General features: G+C 52.1%; 20 protein-coding genes. 12 read left to right on the top strand and 8 right to left on the bottom strand.

All coding sequences use genetic code 11. The features are described from left to right. Window positions 1-282 precede the first annotated feature (282 nt). Window positions 283-1,263, top strand: a complete 981-nt coding sequence (locus ACN0YN_RS14335) for a class I SAM-dependent methyltransferase (protein WP_417385701.1) — start codon at window positions 283-285, stop codon at window positions 1,261-1,263. 386 nt (window positions 1,264-1,649) lie between these two features. Here the strand turns inward: ACN0YN_RS14335 and ACN0YN_RS14330 are convergent, their stop codons facing one another. Beyond that, a complete protein-coding gene (locus tag ACN0YN_RS14330; RefSeq protein ID WP_417385700.1) occupies window positions 1,650-2,783 on the bottom strand; it encodes a DUF6263 family protein in 1,134 nt (377 codons plus the stop codon). Window positions 2,784-2,929: 146 nt separating this feature from the next. On the opposite strand from ACN0YN_RS14330, the gene ACN0YN_RS14325 reads away from it, so the two are divergent. Beyond that, window positions 2,930-4,357, top strand: a complete 1,428-nt coding sequence (locus tag ACN0YN_RS14325) for a sulfatase-like hydrolase/transferase (protein WP_417385699.1) — start codon at window positions 2,930-2,932, stop codon at window positions 4,355-4,357. A gap of 52 nt (window positions 4,358-4,409) precedes the next feature. Here ACN0YN_RS14325 and ACN0YN_RS14320 read toward each other — a convergent pair whose 3' ends face one another. Next, window positions 4,410-5,996: a hypothetical protein gene (locus tag ACN0YN_RS14320; protein ID WP_417385698.1), complete on the bottom strand. Its 1,587-nt coding sequence runs from the start codon at window positions 5,994-5,996 to the stop codon at window positions 4,410-4,412. A 528-nt stretch (window positions 5,997-6,524) separates the two neighbouring features. Here ACN0YN_RS14320 and ACN0YN_RS14315 point away from each other — a divergent pair. Next, window positions 6,525-8,567 carry a hypothetical protein gene (locus ACN0YN_RS14315; RefSeq protein ID WP_417385697.1) on the top strand — a complete coding sequence of 681 codons (2,043 nt, stop codon included), beginning with the start codon at window positions 6,525-6,527 and terminating at the stop codon, window positions 8,565-8,567. Window positions 8,568-8,719: 152 nt separating this feature from the next. Further along, entirely contained in the window at window positions 8,720-9,532 is an 813-nt protein-coding gene (locus tag ACN0YN_RS14310) for a DUF817 domain-containing protein (RefSeq protein ID WP_417385696.1), read from the top strand. A 21-nt stretch (window positions 9,533-9,553) separates the two neighbouring features. Here the strand turns inward: ACN0YN_RS14310 and ACN0YN_RS14305 are convergent, their stop codons facing one another. From ACN0YN_RS14305 to ACN0YN_RS14295, 3 genes are all read right to left on the bottom strand, one after another. Then, window positions 9,554-9,973: a hypothetical protein gene (locus tag ACN0YN_RS14305; RefSeq protein ID WP_417385695.1), complete on the bottom strand. Its 420-nt coding sequence runs from the start codon at window positions 9,971-9,973 to the stop codon at window positions 9,554-9,556. 56 nt (window positions 9,974-10,029) lie between these two features. Further along, window positions 10,030-10,983 carry a DUF1559 domain-containing protein gene (locus tag ACN0YN_RS14300; protein ID WP_417385694.1) on the bottom strand — a complete coding sequence of 318 codons (954 nt, stop codon included), beginning with the start codon at window positions 10,981-10,983 and terminating at the stop codon, window positions 10,030-10,032. Between the two features lie 145 nt (window positions 10,984-11,128). Beyond that, complete coding sequence (locus tag ACN0YN_RS14295; protein ID WP_417385693.1) at window positions 11,129-12,310, bottom strand: GntR family transcriptional regulator; 1,182 nt, start codon at window positions 12,308-12,310, stop codon at window positions 11,129-11,131. Between the two features lie 557 nt (window positions 12,311-12,867). Between ACN0YN_RS14295 and ACN0YN_RS14290 the strand changes: the two genes are divergently transcribed. The 8 genes from ACN0YN_RS14290 (at window position 12,868) to ACN0YN_RS14255 (ending at window position 22,613) form a co-directional block, all read left to right on the top strand. Continuing rightward, on the top strand, window positions 12,868-13,320 hold the full coding sequence (locus ACN0YN_RS14290) for a glycine cleavage system protein H (RefSeq protein ID WP_417385692.1): 453 nt from the start codon (window positions 12,868-12,870) through the stop codon (window positions 13,318-13,320). Between the two features lie 51 nt (window positions 13,321-13,371). Next, window positions 13,372-14,412, top strand: a complete 1,041-nt coding sequence (locus ACN0YN_RS14285; protein WP_417385691.1) for an ATP-binding protein — start codon at window positions 13,372-13,374, stop codon at window positions 14,410-14,412. A gap of 40 nt (window positions 14,413-14,452) precedes the next feature. Next, on the top strand, window positions 14,453-16,315 hold the full coding sequence (locus ACN0YN_RS14280) for a prenyltransferase/squalene oxidase repeat-containing protein (RefSeq protein WP_417385690.1): 1,863 nt from the start codon (window positions 14,453-14,455) through the stop codon (window positions 16,313-16,315). 81 nt (window positions 16,316-16,396) lie between these two features. Beyond that, window positions 16,397-18,232, top strand: coding sequence for a polyprenyl synthetase family protein (locus ACN0YN_RS14275; protein ID WP_417385689.1), 1,836 nt, complete (start codon window positions 16,397-16,399; stop codon window positions 18,230-18,232). Between the two features lie 206 nt (window positions 18,233-18,438). Continuing rightward, window positions 18,439-19,029: an SAM-dependent methyltransferase gene (locus ACN0YN_RS14270; protein ID WP_417385688.1), complete on the top strand. Its 591-nt coding sequence runs from the start codon at window positions 18,439-18,441 to the stop codon at window positions 19,027-19,029. After that, window positions 19,029-20,174 carry an SUMF1/EgtB/PvdO family nonheme iron enzyme gene (locus ACN0YN_RS14265; protein WP_417385687.1) on the top strand — a complete coding sequence of 382 codons (1,146 nt, stop codon included), beginning with the start codon at window positions 19,029-19,031 and terminating at the stop codon, window positions 20,172-20,174. Before ACN0YN_RS14270 ends, ACN0YN_RS14265 begins: the two co-directional genes overlap by 1 nt. A 207-nt stretch (window positions 20,175-20,381) precedes the next feature. Next, a complete protein-coding gene (locus tag ACN0YN_RS14260) occupies window positions 20,382-20,984 on the top strand; it encodes a xanthan lyase (RefSeq protein ID WP_417385686.1) in 603 nt (200 codons plus the stop codon). A 699-nt stretch (window positions 20,985-21,683) separates the two neighbouring features. Beyond that, complete coding sequence (locus tag ACN0YN_RS14255) at window positions 21,684-22,613, top strand: DUF6268 family outer membrane beta-barrel protein (protein WP_417385685.1); 930 nt, start codon at window positions 21,684-21,686, stop codon at window positions 22,611-22,613. 161 nt (window positions 22,614-22,774) lie between these two features. Here the strand turns inward: ACN0YN_RS14255 and ACN0YN_RS14250 are convergent, their stop codons facing one another. The 3 genes from ACN0YN_RS14250 to ACN0YN_RS14240 all read right to left on the bottom strand — a co-directional run bounded on the left by ACN0YN_RS14250 (window position 22,775) and on the right by ACN0YN_RS14240 (window position 26,068). Continuing rightward, window positions 22,775-22,966 carry a hypothetical protein gene (locus ACN0YN_RS14250; protein WP_417385684.1) on the bottom strand — a complete coding sequence of 64 codons (192 nt, stop codon included), beginning with the start codon at window positions 22,964-22,966 and terminating at the stop codon, window positions 22,775-22,777. A gap of 58 nt (window positions 22,967-23,024) precedes the next feature. Continuing rightward, on the bottom strand, window positions 23,025-24,551 hold the full coding sequence (locus tag ACN0YN_RS14245) for a hypothetical protein (protein ID WP_417385683.1): 1,527 nt from the start codon (window positions 24,549-24,551) through the stop codon (window positions 23,025-23,027). Between the two features lie 224 nt (window positions 24,552-24,775). Continuing rightward, window positions 24,776-26,068 carry a Gfo/Idh/MocA family protein gene (locus tag ACN0YN_RS14240; protein ID WP_417385682.1) on the bottom strand — a complete coding sequence of 431 codons (1,293 nt, stop codon included), beginning with the start codon at window positions 26,066-26,068 and terminating at the stop codon, window positions 24,776-24,778. Window positions 26,069-26,081 lie beyond the last annotated feature (13 nt).

Raw genomic sequence — 26,081 nt, 5'->3', positions numbered from 1 at the left:
GGCCCCGATGATCGGAAAATTGGGCCAGATCGCTTCACAATTAACCACAATTTCTGTCAATCTAATATTCTCGGTACAAACGGATCTGGAGTCGTGACAGTAAAACTGGACACAGTCTAAATCCCTCTTGGAAACAGGCTTGAAATGATTCATCTTGACCTGTTTTCCCACTCCGATTAGTGTTCACGCCAATCTGTCCTGTTCTATGGCCTCCGGTTCGAGTTTCAAGGACCTGAAGTGATAGAATTCAATGAATTCTGGCGAATAAATGTGGTGAATCCGATGGAACAAAAACAGTGCGATCTGTGTGCAGGAACCGAGTTCGAGCAAATTGGAGATCGGGATCGACATGGAAATTTGTTGGAATCCGTAATCTGCAAAACCTGTGGTCTGGTCGCGCATGGTAAAATTCCGACTGATGAGGAACTTGCACACTATTACGCCACAGAATACCGTCAGAGTTATCATGGCGAGATGACCCCTTCCGATCGCAGGGTAATGCGTGCCTGGAAAAATGGTCAACGGATTTTTCGTCAGCTGCAACCGCATATCGAACCTGATGCAGATGTCTTCGAAGTCGGAGCTGGGATTGGCTGCACCGTCAAAGTCTTCGAACTCAACGGCCATCAGGCAACCGGCATTGAGCCAGGCGAAGGTTTCCAGGATTACTCGCAGCAGCGCCTGTTGACCAACGTCGTGCGCGGGGATCTGTTTGAACAACCTCGTGATCACAGTCGAGAACTGGTGCTGCTGGTCCATGTGATCGAGCATTTCAATTCGCCACGTCGCGCCCTGGAATACATTCGAGGCATGATGGCGGAGAACGGATTGTTCTATGTCGAATGCCCGAACATCGCAGCTCCGTTTGCACGACGCAGTAAAATGTTTCATTACGCTCACATTCATAATTTCACGCCGTCCAGTCTGAAGATGCTTGCGGAAAGCTGCGGATTCAAACTCGAAGTACAGTTCGGTTCAAAAGAAGATCCCAATCTGCAGATGCTCTTCTCCTGCAGTGACAGCACCGAACTCAACATCGATCCTGCTAACTATCAGCAGACGATGCAGGTCATCGAACAGGCAACCCCCGTTCGCTATCATCTGCGTCCCTGGTATGTCTCAACGCGTCTTTCGAAAGTCGCCAGCTACCTGCGCGAGCATCTGACGGCAAAACAGTTTGTCGCTGACGTAGTGAAAGAATGCCAGCAGTTCGCTTCTGATCAGGAAGACGATCAGCCTGCGGAATTGCGAGCTGCTGCCTGAGTAACTTCACTAAACTGTCTGATTTACTCTGTCTGTTTTTAGCGTTGTAGAAAATAATTTTCGATTGTCGGAATGCGCCCCGGTCATGCTGCCGCGCTGAGCTGAATCGTCTGTATTTCAGGGCTCAACGTCTTCTCAGTGAAAAATGCGACTTTGATTTGAGCACTGTTTTTGCTTGCGCAAAACTGCGTGTTCCGTCACTTATAGACCACTTTCTGCGCAATTTCATACCTGTCTCGCGACACGCCCCCACTCGATCTTGACCACTTTCGGGCGGATTGTTTCTCAGCTTCTCTGCAAGATTCGGTAGCGGCACGCCATCGCATCATACTGGAAAGATTCCCCGAACACGGAAGTGAAAATCGATCACCGGTGCAGGCGATTTTTCAGTTCGCAGCCGGTTTCGGGTTCCCGGGGAGTGTCAGCTTTGCTGCGGGGCCCAGTGGTCGTACTTCCTGATGCGGAAAGGCCCGGATGGTGGTGACGATCTGTTTTTGCTGTTCGAATTCTTTCCCACTGGCCAGTTTCACCGTGGTTTCCAGGAAGCGGTCGATTTTCGATTCGAGGGGCAATCCCGTTTTGCGATCAATCAGGCAGGAGCCGAACGATTTTCCGCCCCGGATGTAGAGTTGAACCGATTTCCCGTGCTGGTTGATCGGGCTGCTGATTTTCGATGCGGCGATATCACCGGCGATGTTGATGCGGGCGATATTGTCGTTCAACTCGCGGAGCGTGTATTCGGTTTTGAGGACCATCGGGATCGGTTGCGTCAGGCGGCGGGTTTTGACCCAGGTCTCACCCACGCGGATGGCACCCCCTTTGTGATTTTCATCGATGTTATAAGGCAGCAGTCCGATACTGTCGTCGATGAAATTTGCGACGCCATCATCGCCCGAGGATTCCGAGATCTTCGCCAGTACGGTTTCCCGCTGGCTGGCACTGGTGTTCTGCAGGCAACGTTTGAGAAACTCATCAAATCCCACCAGTTCCACGATTTTGTTATCCGGCCCGATCCAGAACGAAAATCCGTTATTCACGAGATGCTGGTAGGCCTGAACCTCAGGGGGCACCGGACCTGAGGCGCGATTAGAGTCATAGTTTACCTGTTCGCCGGCGATATCGTGTGAATATTTGACACCTGTGTAACTCACTTTGAGCCGTTTGCGACCGTCGTCGCGCAGTTCTTCTACCGTCAGCGCCAGAATCAGTTCCAGTTTCGAGGTACTCTGAATGATGCCGGCTGCAGAGGCCTGTGACAGTTTCTGTTCGACTGTTTTGATCATGGGGAATCGCTGGTTGACTTGCAGGTTCAATTCCAGCACTTCCACTTTTTCATCTCGAAGCGAGGCATTCTGGACCTGAATCGGGTTTTCCAGTGGATTGACGACCGCCTCAGCCTGGGGTGGTGCTTTGTCCTCAATCACTTCAACGGCATCCTGGCGTTTGATCCAGAATGACCAACCGGTCCACGCCAGTATCATAATTCCCAGCATCCAGCTGATATAACGCTTGCCCTGCATGGCGACATTGTCCAGAATAGATAAAGAAAGCTAACGAATAAGAAATTTCACTCAGATTGAGATGCAAAACTTATCAGTAATACGGATTTTGTGAAAGACGAATTCGGCTCACCCGAGGCCAATTCTTCTTACCAGGAGAGAGAATCATGCCGGCTGTTATTCGCACTTTTCTGCTTATTTTATGCCTGAATTTCTGTTGTACCGGCCTGGCTGCAGACAGAAATCGCGATACGGGAGCGACTCGTCCGAATATCGTCTTTCTCCTCAGTGATGACCAGCGACCCGATACGATTGCGGCCCTGGGGAATCCGCTCATTAAAACACCGAATCTGGATCAGCTGGTGAAAGCGGGAACCAGTTTCACCCGTGCCGTCTGTGCGAACCCGATCTGTACTCCCAGTCGGGCTGAGATACTCTCGGGTGTCAGTGGTTTTCATAACGGTTCAATGGATTTCGGCAAGCCGATCAAAAAAGAACTCCCCACCTGGTCACAGACGCTGTCGAAAGCGGGCTACAACACCTGGTATGTTGGCAAGTGGCACAATGACGGCAAACCTGTCCAGCGCGGTTACGATGAAACGCTGGGCCTGTTTACCGGCGGGGGGGGACGCTGGGCGGTTCCCTCGTATGACGGGAACGGTGTGCTGGTCACCGGTTATCGAGGCTGGATCTTTCAGGATGACGAACGTCATTTCTTTCCCGAGAAAGGGGTCGGTCTTACTTCGAATATCAGCGAACACTTCGCCGACGCCGCCATTGAGTTCATTGATCGCAAGCACGAAAAACCATTTTTTCTGCACGTCTGCTTCACGGCGCCCCACGATCCACTGTTGATGCCGATAGGTTATGAGCAATACTACGATCCGAATAAGATGCCGGTCCCCGCGAACTTTCTGCCACAGCATCCCTTTGATCATGGCAATTTTGACGGCCGCGACGAAGCACTCCTCCCCTGGCCGCGCACGAAAGAGATCGTCCAGAACGATCTTTCACTCTATTATTCGGTTATTTCGCATCTGGATGCGCAGGTCGGCAGAATTGTAGACGCGTTGAAAAAAACGGGTGAGTGGGAGAATACCATTCTCATCTATTCCAGCGATCATGGTCTGGCAATGGGCAGCCATGGGTTGCGGGGGAAGCAGAACATGTATGAGCACACTGTCAACGTACCGCTGATCATGGTCGGCCCCGGGATTCCCGCGGATAAAAGATCAAATGCACAATGCTATCTTCGCGATCTGTATCCCACCAGCTGCGATCTGGCGGGAGTCCCCATTCCGAAGACCGTCGAAGGCAAGAGCCTTAAGCCGGTACTCTCAGGGGAGCAGGATGCGATCTACGATGAGGTCTACTGCTATTTCCGGAACTTCCAGCGGATGATCCGCAATGATCGCTGGAAGCTCATCTACTATCCCCATCTGGATCGCGTGCAGCTGTTTGATCTCAAAAATGATCCGCTCGAACAACACGACCTCTCAGGAGAAGCCGCGCAGCAACAGGTAAAAGAGAAACTCCTGGGCCAACTGAACGCCTGGCGTCAGCAGCAGGACGATCCCTCATTGAAGGGAACGTAACCGCTTAGCTGTCGGAACAGAAGGAGAAGGCTTCAGTTCCGATTTCGAAATCTCAGGGAAATTGAAGAGTCTGGTCGTCATTGTATGCCTTGCCTGCGTCGTTGGCCTGGTTGGCACCCCAGCTGGTCAATCGCGCCTGCTTTGATCCGTCACGGGTATACTGGAACGGTTCGTGCGAAAACATGTCGAGAGGGACCTCTGCGAGTATTTCCGGAGTCAGTTCAGAAAGTGCAGTGGGATAAGTTTCGTGTTGGCTGCGATACACGACCAGAGCCAGTCCGATCAACACCATTGCTTTGCGATTTTGGCCGCGACTATGAGTGAGCTTGCGTTGCCAGCAGTTGGTTCGCAGTGAATAGGCAATCGCTTCTCCAATCCAGCGACTCGTGCCCTCTGGATCGCTGCGGAATACTTCCTCGAATTTGGGGGCAGGTTTGTCTTCTGCATCTGGTTTCTCTTTGGCGACGGGTTCCTCGTCCCCCTTCAGCCATTGTTCGTACTGATCATTCAGCTTCTGAAACTGTTCAAGCTGCTGCCTGGGTTTGTCATGCATGGAAAGCGCCTGTACGACTCCGTCCTGGATTTCGTCTGCCCGTTTTTTAGCAAGATCCCACTGGATCTTTGCATTCTGGAACGCCTCCACTTCGCTTGAGGAATCTTTCCCTCCATGTTCGAAAAAGCCGACGACAGACTCTCTGTCGGTCTGCAGAAGCTCAATTTCCTGTTGAATGATGGCCCGTTCTCCCATGTCTGCAGCGACTTCAGGTGCCGTGATGTCGGGTAATTCTAAGAGGAGCTTCAGGAGTTGCTGAGCCTGGGAACCGGAAAGAATTCCGCTTTCGATCAGTCCCGTTTCCGCCTGGCAGGTCATGGCCTCGATCACATGGGCTTTTACAATTGATACGTCAAAGGGGGAGCCAGCTGCTAACAGGCGCGCCATGCGATGGCAGGCCAGCAGATCACGGAAGGCACCGTCCACATCTTTTTCTTTGACGCGGAGCAGGGCACGTGCAATCAGGCAGCGATAGACAAACTTCAGACGAAACTCAACGGCCAGTGAAGCAGAGATCAACCGGGACGGCGTATCGCTGCACAACAGGGGCGCGTAATATTTCGGTAATTCAGAAGCAGCGACAAACAGGTCGAGCGCTTCTTTATTCTCGGTCAGGTAGTCGGCAAAGGCTGCGTTGTCTGACCGTTGCCAGGGATGATTCGCCAGTTCCACCAGCCCGATTTGAATCTGTGTGGCAAGATTTGCAGCTTGTGCCTCGTTCTCGGCGTGCTCTTTTACGTAGTCGGCAACATATTGGAATCTGGTAGATTGTGCGGACACAGATTCAATTCCCAGCATGTCCAGCGAGTCTTTTTTCAAAGCGGGTTCGAACACATCCGTCCCAAAGAGTTTCACCAGAATGACCACCGCATTGTCTCTGGGCGCGATTCCCTTACTGAGCGTGGCATTCAGTCTGCGAAGTTCGCCAGTCAGATTGTCGTTGATGACGGGACTGGTCGTTTTGATTCCAGACAGGGGTGTTGCGGATTCTTCAGCGTGGCCATGCTGCACGAGGATGCAGATAAAAAGAATGCACGCGCTCCAGGAAAAGTTGCCACGAAACAGAGAAAAGATTGTCGATCGCATCTGTACCACTCCTTGCAGTCAAACTGAGATGGGGAATCACTCCGCATCTGATTACACATTCCATCTTAACATCACGCTCTTCCCCCTTAATAGTGTGTTGCGAATTTTAAGGATTTTCTTAGTCCTGTTGCCGCCACTGGGAGTAAGCCAGATTGGAGTTCTCCCGTCCGGCAGCCAGCGTCATGATGCTGCGGCAATTGGGATGGTGAAGGGCAGGTAGTCAAAGCGGAAAACGGATTGAAGCCACCGGCAGAAAATTCCTGAGTCCCCGGTCATACTGCTGCTAAAATGAGTCGTTTTTGAAATCATTATGATGGCGCGACTCGATGTTGTGTGGATTTTACAAGCTTTCCTGCTGGACAGTCTGTCTGAAATATAAAAATGTAAACCTATATTTAATAACACTTTAAAGGTTTGTGTTTTCGGCCGTTCATATCAAATCGATATAATTGGCATATTTTACGCTCTTCTCTCAAACCGTTCACATCACAACGCGGGCAGCAACGGTTTAACCAAAGGGGAAGAGTCATGATGATCCAGAATAAAGTCCGTTACTTTAAACGGCCGTTTCGCATGTTACTGTCACTGGCAATCGTAGGAGGGATCTGTAGTGCTCCCATACTGGCGGCTGATAAATCGTCAGATCGCAAGAGCCGCAGTTCCAGTCGCAGCAGCCAAAGCAGCTCACAAAGTTCGTCAAAATCATCCCGGCCACAACGTTCTTCCAGTCGGCCACAAAGTTTCACACGCCCTAAAACCTCACGACCTCTGTCGTCTTCCATCTCGAAGAGTCTGCCAAAGACTTCCGGTAAAAGTGTCAAAAACTTTTCCGGTAATATCAGTCCCAAAGTCATTGACAGAGGAAGCAGTCGACCATCGAAATCATTCAAAGTCACACCGCCGACAAAACGCCCCGACTTCAAGATGCCACAGTTTGGAAATCAGGGGAGCATTAAACTCGACACTAAGGATCTGAAACCACGAATTCCCGATCGGAAGGTACCAGATCGCAAAGTACCTCAGATCAGGATTCCTGAGCACAAAATTCCTGGCACAAAGATTCCGGACCGGAAAATACCCGATCGCAAAATTCCGAATCTGAAGATTCCCGATCGTAAAGTCGATCCTGGAAAGTTTGTACCGAAACCAGGTAAAGGGACAAAACCATCAAAACCCGGTTTTGACAACAACGTCTTCAAACCCGGAAAAGGTAAATTCGATCCCAAGCCTGGCAAAGATAATAATGTCTTCAAACCTGGGAAAAAACCGAATCAGATCGGCAAGCTTCCTAAAGGGATTGACCTGCCTGGTCATAAAGACTTTCCCAAAGGCAAACACTCTGGTCCTTCCAAGAAGTGGCTCGGTAAAAATGGTGTGCCTATCAACAAAGATCTGTTCAAAGATAAAAATATCAAACCTCTCAAATTGAATCTGGATAAACAGCTGCAGGCCGGAAAATTCAACGCCCTGATCAACAGCAAGAACAACAAACAGTGGAATCTGAAAAAGCAGTTCGAACTGCACAAGAAAGGGGATGTGGCCCGTCAGCTGCACCTGAATCAGAATCTGCTCAAGCATGGTGGCTGGAGAAACCGCACACTGTTCGGCAACATGGCCAATTCCTTCACCCATACTCACTTCGGCAGCTGGTACGCTGGTCCCGGCATGTACCCCAGCTACTGCTGGAGCCCTCACTGGTCTGCCTGGGTGGACTGGTGCTGGTGGGACTGGTGTCACCCCATCTGTGATCCTCGTCCCTTGATCTGTCGTCCTATCATCTGCAGTCCTTGTGGCCCCTGGGTCTGGTACAACTGCCCTGTCTGGCAGCCACTGCCAGTCGTAACCTGTGGTACCTGGGTTGATATTGAACCGATCGTGATAAACAGCGGACTCGACCTGCAGATGCTGGCAGTACGCTTTGTGGACTCCGGTCATGCAGAAGAAGAACTCGGACCTCGTTTCCGCGTCTGGTTCCGCAACAATAGTGTGGTTGATATCAACCAGCCTTTCAATGTCATGCTGCTGGCTTCCAACTCACGGGAAGCAGTCGCCGGAGTACCTGAAGCAGGAACACGCGTTGATAATATCGCAGCAGGACAGATTCAGTCGGTCGATATTCGTCTGCCATTCGCTGCGAGCACACTTTCTACGGATGCTGAAGGAAATCTGGTGCCTTTCGAACAGCTGCATGTGCTGATCGATTCACACCGGGAAATTCCGGAAGCCTTCGAAGAAAACAACGGTGCTGTCGTGGCTCGTGTTGATGTACTGCCCGTCGATCCTGCTCTGTTCTCTGCAGATTCCGATGTCGTCTTCAGTGGCGGAATGGTGAATCTGGCCGGTGAAGGTCTGGGACCGGAACCAGGTAAAGTTCTGATGTCTCTGAATGGCATGAACTTCGAAGCAGAAATTTATGGCTGGTACGACCTGGGTGTTCGCATCCAACTGCCAGAACTGCCACTGCTGGACGTAGCAGATGCCACCTTCGTCATCGTACGAGGCGATGGTGCTGCATCGAACCCGATCGATTTGCAACTGGCACCGCAGGTTGCTGCGGTCAGTGCTGAGTAACGGAAGTGTGCGTGGGATGGCTTGGAGCTGTCCCAGGTTCCGAACAGGGAGCAGGCAATGTGTCTGCTCCCTTTTTTTATGGAGTCTTTTCAACTGGTACAGTACAATCGTATTTCCGCTAACCGTCTCTCAGTTCTTCAGCAGGCAATGGATTGAATCTCCTGAAAACCTTTCTCCACGAATTCTGGCTGTTCGGCATCAAGCAGGCTTCTGCCTGTATCTTTGGTGGTTTTCTGCTGGCATTGATGATCATCACCCGCTTCTGGTATCCCATCGATTTTCTCTATCGATACGATTTTCTGTTTCTCGCCGCAGTTGCCTTCCAGGTCTTTCTGCTCTGTTTTCGGCTGGAATCGCCGCGCGAAGCGGTCGTGATTCTGATTTTTCATTTTGTCGCGACGGTGATGGAACTGTTTAAAACGTCCGACGGCATCCGCTCCTGGCAGTATCCCGAACCGTTTGAGATTGGTATCGGCAATGTGCCTCTGTTCGCCGGGTTCATGTACAGCGCGGTGGGCAGCTATATCGCCCGTGTCTGGCGGATCTTTGACTTTCGCTATTCCAGCTACCCACCCTTCTGGAGCACTGTTGTGCTTGTGGTACTGATTTATGCCAACTTTTTTACGCATCACTATGTCATGGATATTCGCTGGGCGCTGATTGCCGCCAGCCTGTTGATGTTTGGTAGAGTGATGATCTATTTCAAAATGAACCGGGTTCATCGGCGCATGCCACTCGTCGTGGGCTGGCTGCTGGTCGCATTATTTATCTGGTTTGCGGAAAACCTGGCGACGTACGCGAATGTCTGGATCTACCCCATGCAGAAGCATCACTGGCAACTGGTTTCGCTTACGAAGCTGGTTGCCTGGTATCTGCTGATGATGCTCAGTTTTGTGCTGGTCTCACTGGTGAACCGACCATTGAAAATCGGAGCTCCCGCTCAGCAGATTGACAAACCAGACTGAACCGGAATCATCGTCCTGATTTCAGTCTGTCAGATCCAGTTTGATTTCCGAGTTTGATTCCGTCACCATGATCTTGAGTGGTGTCGTCGTCGGGCTACTGTATTTAATTGGAATCGCACTTTTCATCGAGACTCCTTCGGGCGTGGACTCGTAGGCGTTCACGGTGACCGTGTGCTCGCCGGGAATCGCACCGTCATCTTTCTCGAAAGTACGCAGGAAAAATTTACCCTCGGTATCTGATCGTCCTGTCGCAGGTTTGCGCCCCTTCACGGGGTAGAACATGATCGATGCATCCGTCACCGGTTTTCCCTGATAGGTGACAATTCCATTTACAGCTACTGTTTCCGGCAGGTTTTCATCCCGGCCACCGCCACAACCGCTACACCAGAGTGCGAGTAGTAACAGGACGCCCGCCCGGTTAAGAAATTTTGTGATCAGCATCTATGTCTCCCGCTCAGAATTCCGGACCATCTTGAAATGTGAATTTTCGTAGTCACTTAGTAAGTGAAACCACCAACGGGCAGGCCATCCTGCGGGTTTCCCAGCTGCTGGTAGGTAAGAAAGTCCATATTCTCGCTGAAGAAGTGCACGCTGCCATCCACCAGCAGAAAATGGGCACCCCCTTCGTGATAGCTGGAGGCGGCGAAACCATCGATCCAGCCGTGCGCGCCGGAACTGATGCGCGTCTGTGCGTTGCCCCAGACGGCAAACGGGTGATTGATCGGGTACGCGGTCGTCATGGGAGAATGCCAGGCAGCCCAGGAGGACCAGGCATGAAAACCGGGGGAATTCTCACCTGCAAACAATACGTTGGAGGTTCCATCAAGGACATCGCGCATCTTCATGGTTCGGTTGGGAGTAATCAGACTGTTCCCGCCTCCACTGGCCTGCAGGCCCATGCGGCGGTCAAACATGCCATGAGGCATGGGGGAAGCAGCCAGAGTCTGATCGTACGCGCGACCGTCCACACCTTTGTAGGTGGTGACAGCAATGTTGAGTCGCGAAGAAGCAGGGCAGGAGGCGGGAAAACACCAGTTCGACCAGACCTGATTTCCATCGCTCACATTGCTCGGCGTCGGATCACTGGGGCAGCGGTACAGACCCAGGGGAGTCTGCGCAATTTCCAGGTTACCGGCGTCAACAATGTTTCCGCTGAAATTGATTTTGTTATACAGGGGGGATTGATCCACGTAAGGTAAGATCAAGGCACGCCAGCCAAACGAATTTCCGGTATCGCCGTGACTGATGGGAAAGACATTGTGGGTGTCGTGGTAGTTGTGAGTGGCCAGCCCCAGCTGTTTTAGATTGTTTTTGCACTGGCTCCGGCGGGCGGCTTCCCGGGCCTGTTGCACAGCAGGTAACAGCAGGGCGATCAGGATCGCAATAATGGCGATCACAACCAGGAGTTCGATGAGCGTGAATCCGCGATTCTTAAAGATGGAATGTTTCATCTTTGGTCCCTCTCAAACAGTTTAAAGTGACTGCACAGGCCCGCCCGGGGAGTGGCGCGAAATCAGACGTACCAAAGCCTGACAGTAATTGAACAAAATGGATTTTCAATCATCATTAAAAAGACGTTGCTTTCAGTTTCCGCATTCATGAGTGTGGAGGTTTTATATTTTCAGGTACCGGTCCCAGTGTCATGCCTGTATAAATTTCCGCAGGCATGATACTGGTTTCGGATGTTTCAATCGGGAGTTCGCCGCTGCGCATCTGGTTCAACAGTTTCACCGCGCGGTGGCCCAGTTGGGTTTCGTTAACGGTGACCGAAGCGATCTGCTGTTGCAGCACACTGTGTCGGATCTGATCGCCTACCCCGATCAGGGAGATGTCGTCCGGCATCCGCAGTCCCATTCTTGTCAGGTGCAGGTAAATGCGTTCTGCCATCGAATCAAAACTGGTGAAGATGGCCGTCGGCCGATCGGGTTGATTTAAAATTCGTTTCAGCGCCTCTTCGATTTCGCTGTCCAGTTCCTGCATATCAATGGCCCCGTCGGTACCGAAGTAGCAGTGATCTTCTGCCAGTTCACAATCGATATTGGCCAGTGACTTACGGAACCCTTCGAGGTAGAGGTCGGTTGTCTGTGTGCAGTGGGGCGCGAAGAAGGAGACGCGTCGATGTCCCTGTTTGACCAAAGCTTCGCCCGCCAGTCCGCCGATATGTTGGAACGGCAGTCCCAGCAGAGGAGCTGTGATTCCCTCAACCGGGCGGTGGCACAGGACCACGGGAATTCCCGCTTTCTGTAACTGGCGAATCTGATAAGCGGGAGTGGGAGGCGTGCTGGCAGGCACGATCGCAACGCCTCCCACCTGATTGTCGATCAGTTGCAGAATCGCATTCCCCTGTTTGTCAATGTTGTTGCGTGTGCAGCAGACGAGCATCTGGTTCTGCGACTGACTGGCGGATTCTTCAAAGCTATGCTGCAGGGAAGGGTAGTAGCCCGAGAAGACTTCGGGGATTACCAGCGCCAGGATGTCCAGGCCGATTGCCAGCCTCTGTCGCGCATTTTCATGCACGAAAGTTCCTTTGCCCTGGACGCGGGAGACCAGTCCTTCCCGTTCAAGCATCCCCATCGCCTGTCGAATGGTACTGCGCGCACTCTCAAACAGCGTTGCCAGTTGTTGTTCAGACGGCAGTGCTGTTCCGGGAGGCAGGGTGCCTTCAAGAATCTGCTTCTTGAGGTGATCCTGAATACGTTCGTATTTTGCCCGGGACGAGTTGGAATCCCGGTCGTCCGTCAATGCTGTTGTCTCGAGTAATTCACTGGCAGATAACAACTTAAAGTATCCCTGAATCGAGATTGATGTGGAAAGGTACGTACAATATGGTACAACTGAATTGCTGGCTGTCAAACAAAATATGTTGAGTTTGATCTATAAAATAAGTGAATCTCAAGCTGTCTTCTCAATCAGACCGCCCCGGATGATTGATAAAATGTGCTGGAATGCAAAGTAGAGGTAGGTACTATTACTATACCGGTTTATCCACTTTGCGGGGATTGTTTGCGGGGAAGTGTCGGAAAGTCATGATTCCGGCGGGGAAAAGTAATGGTATCCGCCTATGATAGAGGGGCCTTGGGTGGTCGTTTCAGTGAAGCGAGTTTTCCTGAGCGGGAACCATCCCAACTGCTGTTCAGTGCTGAGTCTGCGGGGGCCGAGACAGAAAATTATTTGATCCCGCTATTCATTGCGGAATCCTGCTTGCATCCCGTGAATAAACTGTTTCTACTATTTAAGTAGTGTATATTGCGAAAATTCCTGCCTTATCTGAATCTCGGGACGAACTCCCGTTTCACCTTGGGTTTAGAACAAACTGACCCCCAGCAAATTGAATCATGCCTGACGATCTAGTCTTTATGATGGGGAATTTCGAAGCCCGAATTCCCCAGGACCGTGTTTATAGTAAGTCACACCTGTGGTTACAGCAGACTGAGAACCACTGGCGCGTGGGCTTTACTGCCTATTCGGTTCGGTTGCTGCAGGATGTCTATTTTCTGGACTGGTTTATCGATCCGTTTACGAATGTGCAGGAAAAGCAGAAGATTGGGGAGATCGAAAGCTCGAAAGCGCTTTCCGATCTCTATGTTCCCGCCAGTGGCAGGATTCTGGAATTTAATGAGGAACTGTTAAACGACCCTTCCGCCATCAATCAGGCGGATAACTACGATAAAGGCTGGCTGTTTGAAATGGAGTCTGAGGCACAGTGGTTGACGCCGGCGGAATATCTGCAAGTATTAGATGATGGCTGGGAACAGACCCAGCGGATTATTAAGGGACAACTCAACTAAAACGGTTCAGCAGACTGTTGCTGCAGTTTCATGTTGAAAAAGGTTTTCGGAATGGCTGATAAAAAATTGACCGTGGTGATCTCGCAGGCTCAGGGAAAAAATCCCGCCAAACGTGAGCTGGAAGAATCCCTGGCAGCAGCACTCCTGATGGAACCGGATGTCGAAGTGTCTCTGGTTCCCCATCTGTACGATCTCTCTGCCGACCATACGGGAACATTGTTTCTACAGGCCCTGCGGGGTGACCTGGTGGTCCTTTCCTGGCTCTATCCCCGTGCGAACCACTGGATTCTGGATCGTCAGGGAGTCCGCGGTAAAGAAGGCATCGTCCTGCTGAAAGAAGAAGTCGACGAAGACGAAGAGGAAGCACAGAAAGAAAAAGCGCCCCCCTTCGAAAATCCCGAGCGGCAGAAAACGATTCCCGATCGCAAAATCTACTCCATCGATTTGAAAGTCAGTTCCAACCCGGAAGATTACCTGACGGAAATCAGGCGAATCGCCAGTGATGCACAGGTCCAGACTTTTCAACTGATGGATATGATCCAGCAGAGCCCGCGTCCTGCCCAGATCGAAAAATATCTCAAACCACTGGACATTCTGCAGGGGCAGAAAACCAACTCTGTCGCTGAAGAAGAAGCACCACAACTGGAGCCGACCAAACGTCGCTGGTATCCGGTCATCGATTATGGCTTGTGTACCAACTGCATGGAGTGCATCGACTTCTGCCTGTTCGGCGTTTACGGCGTGGACCAGGGGGGACAGATTCTGGTGGAAGAACAGGACAGCTGCAAAAAAGGCTGCCCGGCCTGCAGCCGTGTCTGTCCTGAGAACGCCATTATCTTTCCGGGGCACAAAACCCCGGGTATCGCTGGCGCTGATGGTGAAGTCGCCGGCCTGAAAATTGATCTTTCCAAACTTTTTGGTGCCCCCGATGCGCTCGAGATGGCTGCCAGAGAAAGAGATGTTGAACTTGTCGCCGACGGTCGCGATGCCGTCGGGATGACAGTTGGCATTCCCCAACGTACAAAGATATCGAAAGAGACCAGCGATGAACTGGACGACCTGATCGACAGTCTTGATGCCCTCGATTTATAAGCGCCAAACAATCTTCTGACCCCGTATCATAGAGACCTGTATGAGCGAGACCATCTCCTGCCAGCGAGTTCAGGCAGCCTGCCAGAGATCACGCGCGGAATTACTCTCGTTTCGCACTCATGCCGGATACTGGACGGGAGAACTTTCTACTTCTGCACTCTCGACAGCGACCGCCATCATGGCGCTGGAGATGATTCGCCGGAAAAGACCTGCAGCAGATTCATCTCTCAATGAATACATCGACAATGGGATCCGCTGGCTGGCCGAACATCAGAATTCCGATGGCGGCTGGGGAGACACCGTCAAAAGTATCAGCAATATCTCGACGACGATGCTCTGTCATGCCGCCTTCCACGCGACAAAAAGTACGGAAAAATATGTTTCAAGTGTCGTCAATGCCCGGCAGTACATTGACCGGGTCGGTGGTGTGGAAGCGGTCATTGCCCGTTACGGAAAAGACAAAACGTTCTCGGTTCCCATACTCACGCATTGTGCTCTCGCCGGTCTGGTTAAATGGAAGACGATTCCTGCGCTGCCCTTCGAACTCTCCTGTCTGCCGGCGCGATTTTATAAGACAGTGCGGCTACCGGTTGTCAGCTATGCGTTGCCCGCACTGATTGCCATCGGACAGGTTCGGCACCACTTCCGCAAGCCGCGCAACCCGATCACAAGGCTCATTCGTAATCTGGCCGTCAAACGCAGCCTGAAGAAACTGATCTCTATCCAACCCTCGAACGGCGGTTTTCTCGAAGCGGCACCGTTGACCAGTTTTGTGACCATGAGCCTGGCCGGCATGGGATTGATCGACCACCCGGTCGTACAGAAAGGGCTGCAGTTTCTGCTCGACTCCGTCCGACCCGATGGCAGCTGGCCCATCGATACCAACCTCGCCACCTGGACAACGACACTCTCGGTGAATGCCATAGAGGGGACTCTCTCCGAATTTGAGAAAACACCGATTCGCGAATGGCTGCTGGAACAGCAATACAAAGAACTGCATCCCTATACTTCGGCAGAACCGGGAGGCTGGGCCTGGACCGATCTGCCCGGTGGTGTTCCCGATGCTGATGATACCCCCGGTGCCATCCTGGCATTATTGAAACTTCAGCCGGAAGAACCCGATGCACAACAATCAGAAGATTGTGAGACAGCGCTGCGAAATGGTGTTCGCTGGCTGCTTGATCTGCAAAACAGCAATGGAGGCTGGCCGACGTTCTGTCGCGGCTGGGGCGCACTTCCTTTCGATCAGAGTGCCGCGGATATTTCGGCGCATGTGATTCGCGCCCTGCAGGCCTGGCTCCAGACAGAACCCCTGACCGCAGACACTGAATTACGTCTGCGGGCGGAACGGGCTGTCAGACGCGGATTTCAGTATCTGGCGACAGTTCAACGTGCTGATGGTTCCTGGCTCCCGCTCTGGTTCGGCAATCAGCATGTCGAGAATGATGAAAATCCGGTTTACGGGACGGCACGGGTTCTGGCTGCCTATGTCAGCGGCGAAGAACGTGCTTCCCACCAGGCAGAACTGGGCATCCTGTTTCTGAAATCCGTTCAGAATCTCGATGGAGGCTGGGGCGGGGCATCCAGTGCGCCGTCCAGCGTGGAAGAGACTGCACTGGCTGTCGATACGTTACTGGCGCTGGGGTTGGAACCTGCAGAGCCGGTGGTTGCTGGTGGAATCAACTGGTTGCTGGAACGGGTCGAGAACGGGACCTATACAGAACCAACGCCGATTGGCTTTTACTTCGCCAAACTCTGGTATTTCGAACAACTTTATCCAATTATCTTTACTGTTTCCGCCCTGCATCGTGCGGAAACCGTTTTGAAAAAATCTGCGGATGACAATTTAAGATTGTCGCTTGAGGAGGAGGATTACCCTATAATGAGCGTTAAGGAAAAGTAGATCCCTCCTGTTTCCAAACCAATTTGAATTCAATCCTTCTACAATCGCTCGATTGAGTTATTAACCATAGAGGAGTGTTCCGTGTCCATTGCACCTTTAGACCAGGAAAGTTCTGAAGATAAAATTGTACCCGGCTCCAACAAAGCTGCCGTACGCTCTTCCGAAGACAAAAAACCGGTCAAAAGAAAACGCCAGAGTACCAGCCATCTGAAAGCGGTACCGGAAACCTCTGCGCTGCGCGAAGAAATGAAGGCCGAAGCAGAAAAGTTCGTCAAGAAACTCGACTGTTCCAATCCCTTCAATAAATCAACGCTGGAAGCCTGGTCGCGCGAATTGCTGGAGCAGATGAATCAGCCCGAAAAGTTTCTGGGCTTCATGATGGTTCTGATCGGGAACTTTTTCTGGAAACGACAGTTCCTGGCAATCCCATTCGAACGTCGACTCCTGCTGTTACCACACTGCCTGAAGCACGCCGAAGGCTGTCCCGCGGAATACGATGAGTTCGGTCTCGACTGTGAAAAATGCGGTGCCTGTTCGATTGCCGACTACAAAGTCAGAGCCGAACAACTGGGTTACAAAGTGCTCGTCGCCGAAGGTTCACCGGTCGTTCTCAAAATCATCGTCGGCGGTTACGTGGACGGCATCCTGGGTGTCGCCTGTCTGAACGTGCTGGAAAAGTCGATCGATAAAGTCCTCATCGCCGGCGTACCATCCTATGCGGTGCCCCTGCATTCAGGCGACTGCAAAAATACCAAAATGGACGAACCCTGGATCTGGGAAGTCCTCGAAAAATATGAGCCACTGGAACAGCCGCTGACGCGCAGCTATCTGCCCACGATGCGGGCCGCGAATGCGCTGTTTGAAGACAACTTCGATCAGATTCTGCCTCCACTGCGTACCAAAACGGAAGCTGCCGCCCGGACACCACTGGGCAAGACCGAAGCCATCTCCTACGACTGGCTCAAGCATGGCGGAAAACGGTTCCGTCCGTTTATTACACTGTCTGCTTATGATGCCCTCCTCAAAGGAGGACAGTCTGATGAAACCGCAGAGACAACGTATCCGCTGGGCGTGCAGAAAGCTGCGATGGCCATCGAAGTCTTCCACAAGGCTTCGCTGATTCATGATGACATCGAAGACGACGACCAGTACCGCTACGGTCGTGAAACGCTGCATCGTCAGCATGGGACCGGCATGGCCATCAACATCGGTGACTACCTGATTGGCATCGGATACCGCCTGCTGAATGAAGCCCGGGCCGACATCGGTGCCGAAGCCGCCTCCGACCTGATCGAAAAAATGTCCGCCGCTCATATCAGACTCTGCGAAGGGCAGGGGGCCGAGATGGCCTGGCAGGAAAGCGAGACTTTCGAACTGGCACCGCTCGACGCGTTGCAGATCTATGCACTCAAAACTTCACCAGCATTCGAAGCGGCCCTTTACGCGGGCATTCGTATGACCGGTTCGGTTGGCGAGTATGAAGAATTGATTTCCTCCTTCTCGCGGCACATTGGCGTTGGTTTCCAGATTCTGAATGACCTCAAAGACTGGCAGGGTGATGACAACAACAAGTTGATCTCCGGTCAGGATGCCCTGGCGATGCGGCCAACGCTGTTGTTGGCGCTGGCACTCCAGACTGCCGACGATCAGCAGAAGGCCGACCTCAAGGACATTCTGCAGGGACATCCCAGCGATGGGGCCCGCATCGGACGGTTGCGCAAGATCTATCAGGATTGCGACGTCTTCACCAAAGCCGAAGCCCTGGTCGATAAATCACGGGCCCGCGCTGAGGAACTGGCCGAAAGTGTCAAGAACGAAGACTTCAAACAGCTCCTGAAGTTCTTCTGCGAAACCGTTCTGGCCGAAGAGACTCCTGAAGCGAAACCGGAACCACAGGTCCTGATGCCGACTGCCTGATTCGTGCAGTGCTGCAAAAGATCTGACGTTTCTGTTGTCAGTTTTCGAACTGTCTGGTGAGACCACTCATTTATTTGCTGCGCGTCGATCCCTTTCTGCACTGAATTTCTTTACTTTCAGTATGCCCCGATTTTTCTCCGATGGGCCGGCACTGGTTTCGTGTTATGATTGCAGCGGATTCCCGGTCTGAAAACAGGAGAGAAACAATGTGGGATGAGAAATACCGCGCTGCGCACTATATCTATGGCGAAGAGCCCAACACCTTTTTGCAGGAGCATGTGGACTGCTTACCCCAGGGGCGGATTCTCTGTCTGGCGGAAGGAGAGGGACGCAATGCCGTCTTTCTGGCCCGGCAGGGATGCCAGGTGACCGCCGTGGATGCTTCTGAAGTCGGGTTGCAGAAAGCACTGCGGCTGGCTGAGAAACATCAGACCTCCATCGAAATCGTCCACGCCGATCTGGCAACGTTCGAACCTGGCGAAAATCAGTGGGATGGCATTGTTTCCATCTTCTGTCATGTTCCTCAGGAGATCCGGAAACGGATCCACGGCAAAATCGCTACAGCTCTGAAAACAGGGGGTGTCTTTCTGCTGGAAGCCTACACACCTCGACAGTTAAAGCATGGCACGGGAGGGCCTCCTGATGTAGAATCGATGATGTCAAAAGCGCTACTGCTCGAAGAAGTTCCCGGAGTGGCATTCAGCCATCTGGAAGAACTGGAACGCGAAATCATCGAAGGTTCCAATCATACCGGCGTCGGGGCTGTCGTCCAGGCCATCGGGAGAAAGCAGGAGTAATGAAACCGGTCAACAGAAATGAACTCCGCTTATTGGTTTTCGTGATCTGTCTTATTTCCTTCGGGACGCGACAGCTTTCTGCTGAAGAACCGCAGTCGGATTCGTTGCGCAGTCGGTTTCCTGTACCCGTCAAAGTCGATACTGAGGCAGGTCAAACAGACGGCTTACCGAACCGGGTGCAGAATCCTTCTTCAGGAATGTGGTACGCGCTGGTTCCCGCAGGCACTTACACCATCGGCTCCGATCAGGTTTGGGATTCAAAAAAAATCCAGGTACAACTGAGCCCCTATTACATTTCTGAAACATGTGTGACACGCTCTCAGTTGGGGCCGGAATTGTGGAAAAGTCTGCAGCAGGGGGATTGGCTTAAAACAGAGGAATACGCACAGACGCAGCAGTTTCCAGACGAACTACAGGCCAAATTTCGATTGCTGGACTTTATGATGACTTTCGAAGGGGAGCAAGGCTTGTGGGGAGGCATGCTGGATCTGAATCCGGAGTTGACACGCGCTTTTGATGACGACTTTCAAGAGTTCCTGAACATGCCCTTGAACAGTGAAAACGTTGAAGAGGAAAAAGAGCCAACACTGGAAGAAATGATTCAGGCTATCAGGCTTACAGCCCGGCAGAAACAGACCATCACCAGAGTAAAAGAGGCGGTTGCTACTCAACTGAATCATCCGCAACGAGGGCCAGCTCCCTATGATCGTGCTTCCTTCGACAATGCGGTCACTTATGCTGAGTGGAAAGGAGTTGATCTGCCCACTGAAGCACAATGGGAAGTCGCTGCGCAATTAGCGGCAGCAGACAAACTGAAGGTGGATCAGATGGTGGGCAAACACTGGGAATATTGCTCAGATTATTATGCCTACGACTACTTCCAGCGCGATGATGACTTCAAAGATCCAGCAGGTCCCCGTAAAGCAAAATGGAGCAGGGAGCAGTTGGAACAGGAAAAGAAAGCAGAACCGGCCTCCAGTTTTGGACTCTTTAACTGGTTGTCGCGGGTCTCAGTAAAAATTCTGGTCCTGCGCGGAGGCTGTATCTCCGGACGTGAGTATTATCCTTCAAAGACCCGTAGTTCAGCAGATTCAGAAAAACCCCACCGGATCAGGCTCGTCATCAACCCCCGCCAAAAATCATGATCACTGGAATCATCGGGTGGTCAATGCTCGCAGGCAAGATCAGTCGCACGGCATTCGCCGCGATGAATAACGCTGACGGTGAGGTTGTTTTCCTGAGCAGAATACTCAAAACTATAATAGACACACTACCTGTCTGTCGGTAAGTATGACAATATTGATCTTATTGACCAGACACCCAGGCTCTCTCGCTGACAGGAAATACGTCACATGAAATCCACGTTCTGTTTTTCCGTTCTGCTGACACTCGTAACTATTCCAGCAGAACAGATCCAATCCAGCGAACCCACTCCTCAACTCAAACCCCACCCCGATGCGGTCGCCAACACGCACGCTCCCGGCGAAGTCGATAAGCCCGAACTCGTTCCCTTTATCGTGCCCGATCCCACAAAACTGAAAGGCATCGTCGTCGATGAAACCCAGGCCAGGCTCATCGGCGTCTGGCAGTATTCCACACACACGCCCCCTTACGTCGGGCTCGGCTATCTGCACGATCAGAAAAAAGGGAAGGGGGAGAAAGCGGTGATCTTCACCCCCGATCTCCCGCAGCCCGGCCGCTACGAAGTCCGACTTTCACACTGCTACAACATCCGTAGATCGACTAACACTCCCGTGACGATTCACCACGCCGACGGAGATAAAACGATCCGCATCAACCAGCAGCAGATACCGGAACACAACAAACTGTTCCGCACCCTGGGAACCTTCCGCTTCGACAAAGGCAAATCAGGCTGGGTGAAAATTACGAACGATGGCACCGATGGAAAATACGTGATTGCCGACGCCGTCCAGTTCCTCTATGTCGGCGAATAAACGTTTCGTGTGGTTTCGTGTCTTTTCGTGGTAGAAAATTTCATTTCAAATGTTTGATCGGCTCCCATTCCGGGGTGAAACTGGTTTGTCCCTCGCCAGGCGGGCGGACACATGGGTTCCGCCCCTACCGCAGAGCAGGTTGGTGACCTGGAACCTGGATGTGCGATTTCACTTACAGTTTCCTGTTGTCTGCGACAACCCCGGATTACATCCGGGGGCACCCTGTCTTTCTCATGAGCCGTTCAGCTGAGACGTGGTTTCTACAGGTCGGGAGACAACCGGAGCTAACGCTCTGCGGCTAATTGAGAACGCTCTTCGGTTTATTACACTGACACCACCCACTTTTACTTTCGTGCTTTTCTTGGTAGTAAAAAGCCAAAGCAGCACATTCTCAGGCGGTTCTGTTTCACCAGACAACCAGCGATTTGTTGTAAAATTGACAAAATGAAATAATTCATCGGTCAAAACTCTGTCTTGTACTATAACATGCTGAGTCTCGATCATTCATGCAGAATGAACCTTCCCTTCTTATTGTGTGCTCCTCTCGACTAATACTGATGTCACGGACGACAGATGTTATCGCTACGGCTCTTTTTGGTATTCTTTCTGATCGGATATTTTCCTGGTAGCCAGTTGAAACTGTACGCACAACCGGAACCGTCAGGTCATGTTTTCCTTTCAGAACCATCGGAAACTGTATTGGCTGGTTTTTTGCCTGTTGATCGCAGCTTACGGGTGGAAGATGGCCTGCCCCTGGATCAGGTCAATCCTCCGGCGGAAGAATCGTTTGATACTGAGAGCGATGATACGTCCGTTCCGGAGCGACCACTTGATTTCAAATCACTCATGAAGCCGCGGTTTGACAGCTCAGCCGAATGGGAACCTGAAGTGAATGGTGTGGGAATCAGTTCTTATGACCTGTCAATGAAAATACCCGTCTACCCGATATTCGGGCCGCCTCCTCCGTTTATCAATTTCGGTTATACATTCACGCAGATCGATGCCCCTGCTGCACTGGATTTACCTCAGAGTCTGAATGAATTTTCGTTGGGGATGTCATGGATGCGTCCGATCAATGAAAAGTGGATGGCTCGTTATATGCTCAGTGGTGTCTTTGCGTCGGATATGAATAATACCAGCAGTACAGCCTGGCAGATACGAGGCGGCATGTTTGCCATGTATCGTCCTAATGAGACCTGGAATTTTGCCTTTGGGGCACTCGCCACCGGTCAAAATGATGTACCGGTCCTGCCTGTCCTGGGGGCGATCTGGCAGCCGCGACCTTCGCTCAAGGTCGATTTAATGCTGCCTAATCCAAGAATCTCTCTGCTCTTATCCGAATCAGAGTCACGTCAGCATTGGGTCTATGTCGGCGGTGGTTTCTCTGGAGGCAGATGGGCTTACCGTCGCGCGAACGGACTGGGAGAGCGTCTCAACTATCGCGAGTTTCGCTTTGGATTGGGGTGGGAAGCAACTCCTCCCCAAAAGCCGGGATCCTTTGGTTCGAGGGGCACCCGATTGAATACAGAGGTTGGTTACGTATTTGGCCGTAAGTTTGAATTTAACCACAATGTAACTGACATCAAGCTCGACAACACGCTCCTGTTGCACTCCGGAATCAGTTTCTAGAGCGCATCACATTTAACCATAGCGATTGGCAATCTAATCTAATCGGTCCAAATGGATCTGGAGACGCTTCAGTAAAACTGGACACAGTCTAGACAGATCGATTGAAAATGAGATCGCCAGTTTTGACTCTCTGTTCATAAGTCAAAAACGTTTCCCGCCGATCAGTCTTTCCTGGTAAATAAACCACCAATCGTCAGACCGATTCCAGCTCCGAATATTCCACAAATCATACCTGTTATTCCGGCTGCAGCATGACCGCCAGGACCGCCGCCCTTCATGTTGAGGATAATCACTGCAATATTAAAAATAGCTCCCGCGATGATTCCCAAAATAAGTCCAAGAATGCGTGGCATGATAAGCTCTTTCTATTCAGACAGAAGTGAATCCTCAGCATCGAAAGCAAAGCAGCCTTCAATCCACCTGGGGCGGCAGATTTCCATATTCCCATGGATTGTTGTTAAACGCAGGAGCAGCAGGGCGCTCAGGCAGTTTGTCGGGAGTCATCTGTTTGGAAAGTTCGACTGCTGCGTCGACCATCTGCGGGCCGGCGGAGATTTCCAGGTTACTGTAACTGGAGAGACGGGTTTCGTAGCCGCCTCCGTTTTTGTCGAATGCTTCTTTCGTGGGGACATAACCGACACAGCCATTCGCCAGTGAGACCGGAAAGGTGATCGGGAACTGACTGCCCGCTTTGATGTCCAGTCCGAGTTGACAGAAGAATTCCGCAGGATCGGTTAACAGGATCACAGGTCCTAACTGGACGGCTTGCACTTCGACGTCAGCCACGGGCTCTTTTTCCAGACGGGCTTCCAGTAAGAGTGTCTCTTTGGCAAAGATCCAGTTGGTGGCACCTGCTTTACCCGGGCCTGCTTTGACGCGTTCTAACGCTTCTTCCAGATGTTCGCTGCTCGGTTTGCGTCGGGGAATCTTCAGCATTTTGGTTTTACTGGCGATGGTTTCAAAGTTCCCACGCGGCATCGAGAACAGCACCTTGACGACCTCGGCCCCAATCCGGCCCCCCACAAACCGGGCCGACTCTTCACTGGGACGCCGCTGATATTTGGAAAGGTTATCGACCTGCGTCACATCGCCCGAAGCACCTGCCAGGAAGACGAGCGTGACATCTTTCCCGAAGACGCCGCGAATCACCTGTTCCACATAATAGATGTAGTTGGCTGAGATTCCGCCCGGGTTGGTTGTGGCGTGACACACGAAGTTCACGATACATCCTTTGAGTTGTCCCTGTTCATCCCAGACGCCGATCACGCCGACTTCCGGATCGACGGGGCCGGCTGGTTTCACAATGTCCGGATTACCGGGCCGCGGATGCGTAAAGGTCAAACCGTTCCGCATGAAGAACCGGCGGTTGAAGGCCACCTGTTCTTCAATCCCCACTCCCGCTCCACATTCTGATGCACTCCGTTTCTGATACGCTTCGCAGATCGCTTCCACGCTCTGATCGACGACTGTTTCCAGGTAGGCGGTGTCAGCCGTCGATGATTTCTCATACGCCAGTTCCTGCACGAGTTTCGAAGCGTGGTCGTATTCGCCGGGCAGGATCATACCCATTGGGCCCGAAGAGTGTGAGTGTGTTGCGTGCAGCAGGATCGAATTCGCGGGAATCTTGCATTTGGCTTCGACCCGCTGGCGGATTTCATCCACGGTGACCCGCCGAATAAATAATGCGTCCAGGCTGACGACCGCAACCACGTTCTTGCCGTTGTCGAATACTGCGGCCCGCACCTTACAGGGATCGTGAAACGAACGATGAAACGATTTCCCGTAACCGCCTGGCTGCTCCATGCCGATCTCGGGCGTGATGTCACGTTCGGCGAAACCGACTTTCACCTGGGGCGTCTCTGCCGCCTGGATGTTTGTTGTGGTAAGAACCAGGACACAAAGTGTGACAGCATGGCAAAGCAGGAAGCGCATCTTCATGGGAAAACTCGATCATGATCAGTTGGGGAAACAGGAGGAACGTTTCCCTCATTGTAAGCAGAATCAAAATCGAGTCGCTACTGAAGAAAGTTAATAAATTCAGGCTGGTGTGAAATTTCTCTGAGGAAGTGAAGGGACAGAGCGATCACCGTTGGACGAGCCAACGGTGCCACTCGATGTCTTTATGGCGTCACTCGCGAGCTGTATGGCACGAACGAACCGTCTTACACCAGTTCGTAAGGTTTACGGTATTCCTTCGAGAGCCATTTGGCGGCGTCTGCATCACCCACGATGGTTTCCTGTTTCGGATCCCACTGGATCTTCTTGCCGGTTCGGACCGCGATATTACCGAGGTGACAGACTGTGGCGGAACGATGTCCGATGCTGATGTCAGCGGCTGGCTTTTCGCGGGTCTTGATACACTCAATGAAATTGTTGACGTGCGCGATGTTCGCATCACGGTTCACAATCTTGGGCACATCGACTTCTTTCAACAGCTCAGGCGGATTTGCAATGATGCCGCCGCGATAGACGAACAGGCTTCCCTTTTCGCCGACAAATTCCGTTCCCTGTTTTTTACTCGGAGTGCCGGGAACCTGGCGGCAGTTCATCACGACACCGTTGTCATACGTGTATTTGATGTTGGTGGTATCGGGAGTTTCGTACCAGCCATCCGGATTGAAGGTCGCCGATCCTTCTGCACTCACGGGACCGCTTTCATCCATGCCGAGTCCCCACTGAGCGATGTCCAGATGGTGGGCACCAAAGTTGGTCTGCTGACCGCCGCTGTAATCCCAGAAGAAGCGGAACAGGTAGTGCACACGATTTTTGTTGTAGGGACGCTCTGGTGCCGGTCCCAGCCAGCGGTCAAAGTCAAAACCCTGTGGCGGCGCACTGTCGGGAACCGGTTTGCCGGCTCTCGCAATCCAGTTAGGGCCGGGCAGGGTGACGTTCACGGTGTGAATCTTACCCAGCAGACCGGACTGGACCAGGTCGACGGCCAGTTTGAATTCCTTGCCGCTGCGCTGCATGGTTCCGGTCTGAACGACTCGTTTGTGTCTCCGCGCCTCGTCGATCATCACGGGGCCTTCATCCACCACGAGTGTCAGCGGTTTTTCACAATAGACATCTTTGCCGGCGCGGCAGGCTTCGACGGTCATCTTGGCGTGCCACTGGTCGGGAACGGTGACAACGACAGCGTCGAGGTCTTTGGAATCGAGCAGTCGGCGATAATCGTCGGTCTTCATGGCCGACTTGTTGGCGTTCTTCTTCAGATAGGCGTCTGCTTCTGACAGGTAGTTCTGGTCGAGATCACAAAGTGCTTCGATGTTGTTAAGGAAGTACTTCATATTGTTCCGCGGGCCACCCTGGTTGCCGACGCCGATCATGCCGATCCGCACGCGTTCGCTGGGTGGGACAGCCGCAAAGGTGGAGCGATAGCTCTTTGCGGTGAGGCCCATAAAGAGACCACTGAAGACCGATTTTTTCAGGAAGTTGCGGCGTGACAGATGGGACATAAACAGACTCCTC

It is taken from the genome of Gimesia sp. (genome assembly GCF_048260065.1).
In the GTDB taxonomy this organism is placed as follows: Bacteria; Planctomycetota; Planctomycetia; order Planctomycetales; family Planctomycetaceae; genus Gimesia.
The sequence above is the reverse complement of the archived record's forward strand: the minus strand, read 5'-3'. Positions and strand labels throughout refer to the sequence as shown.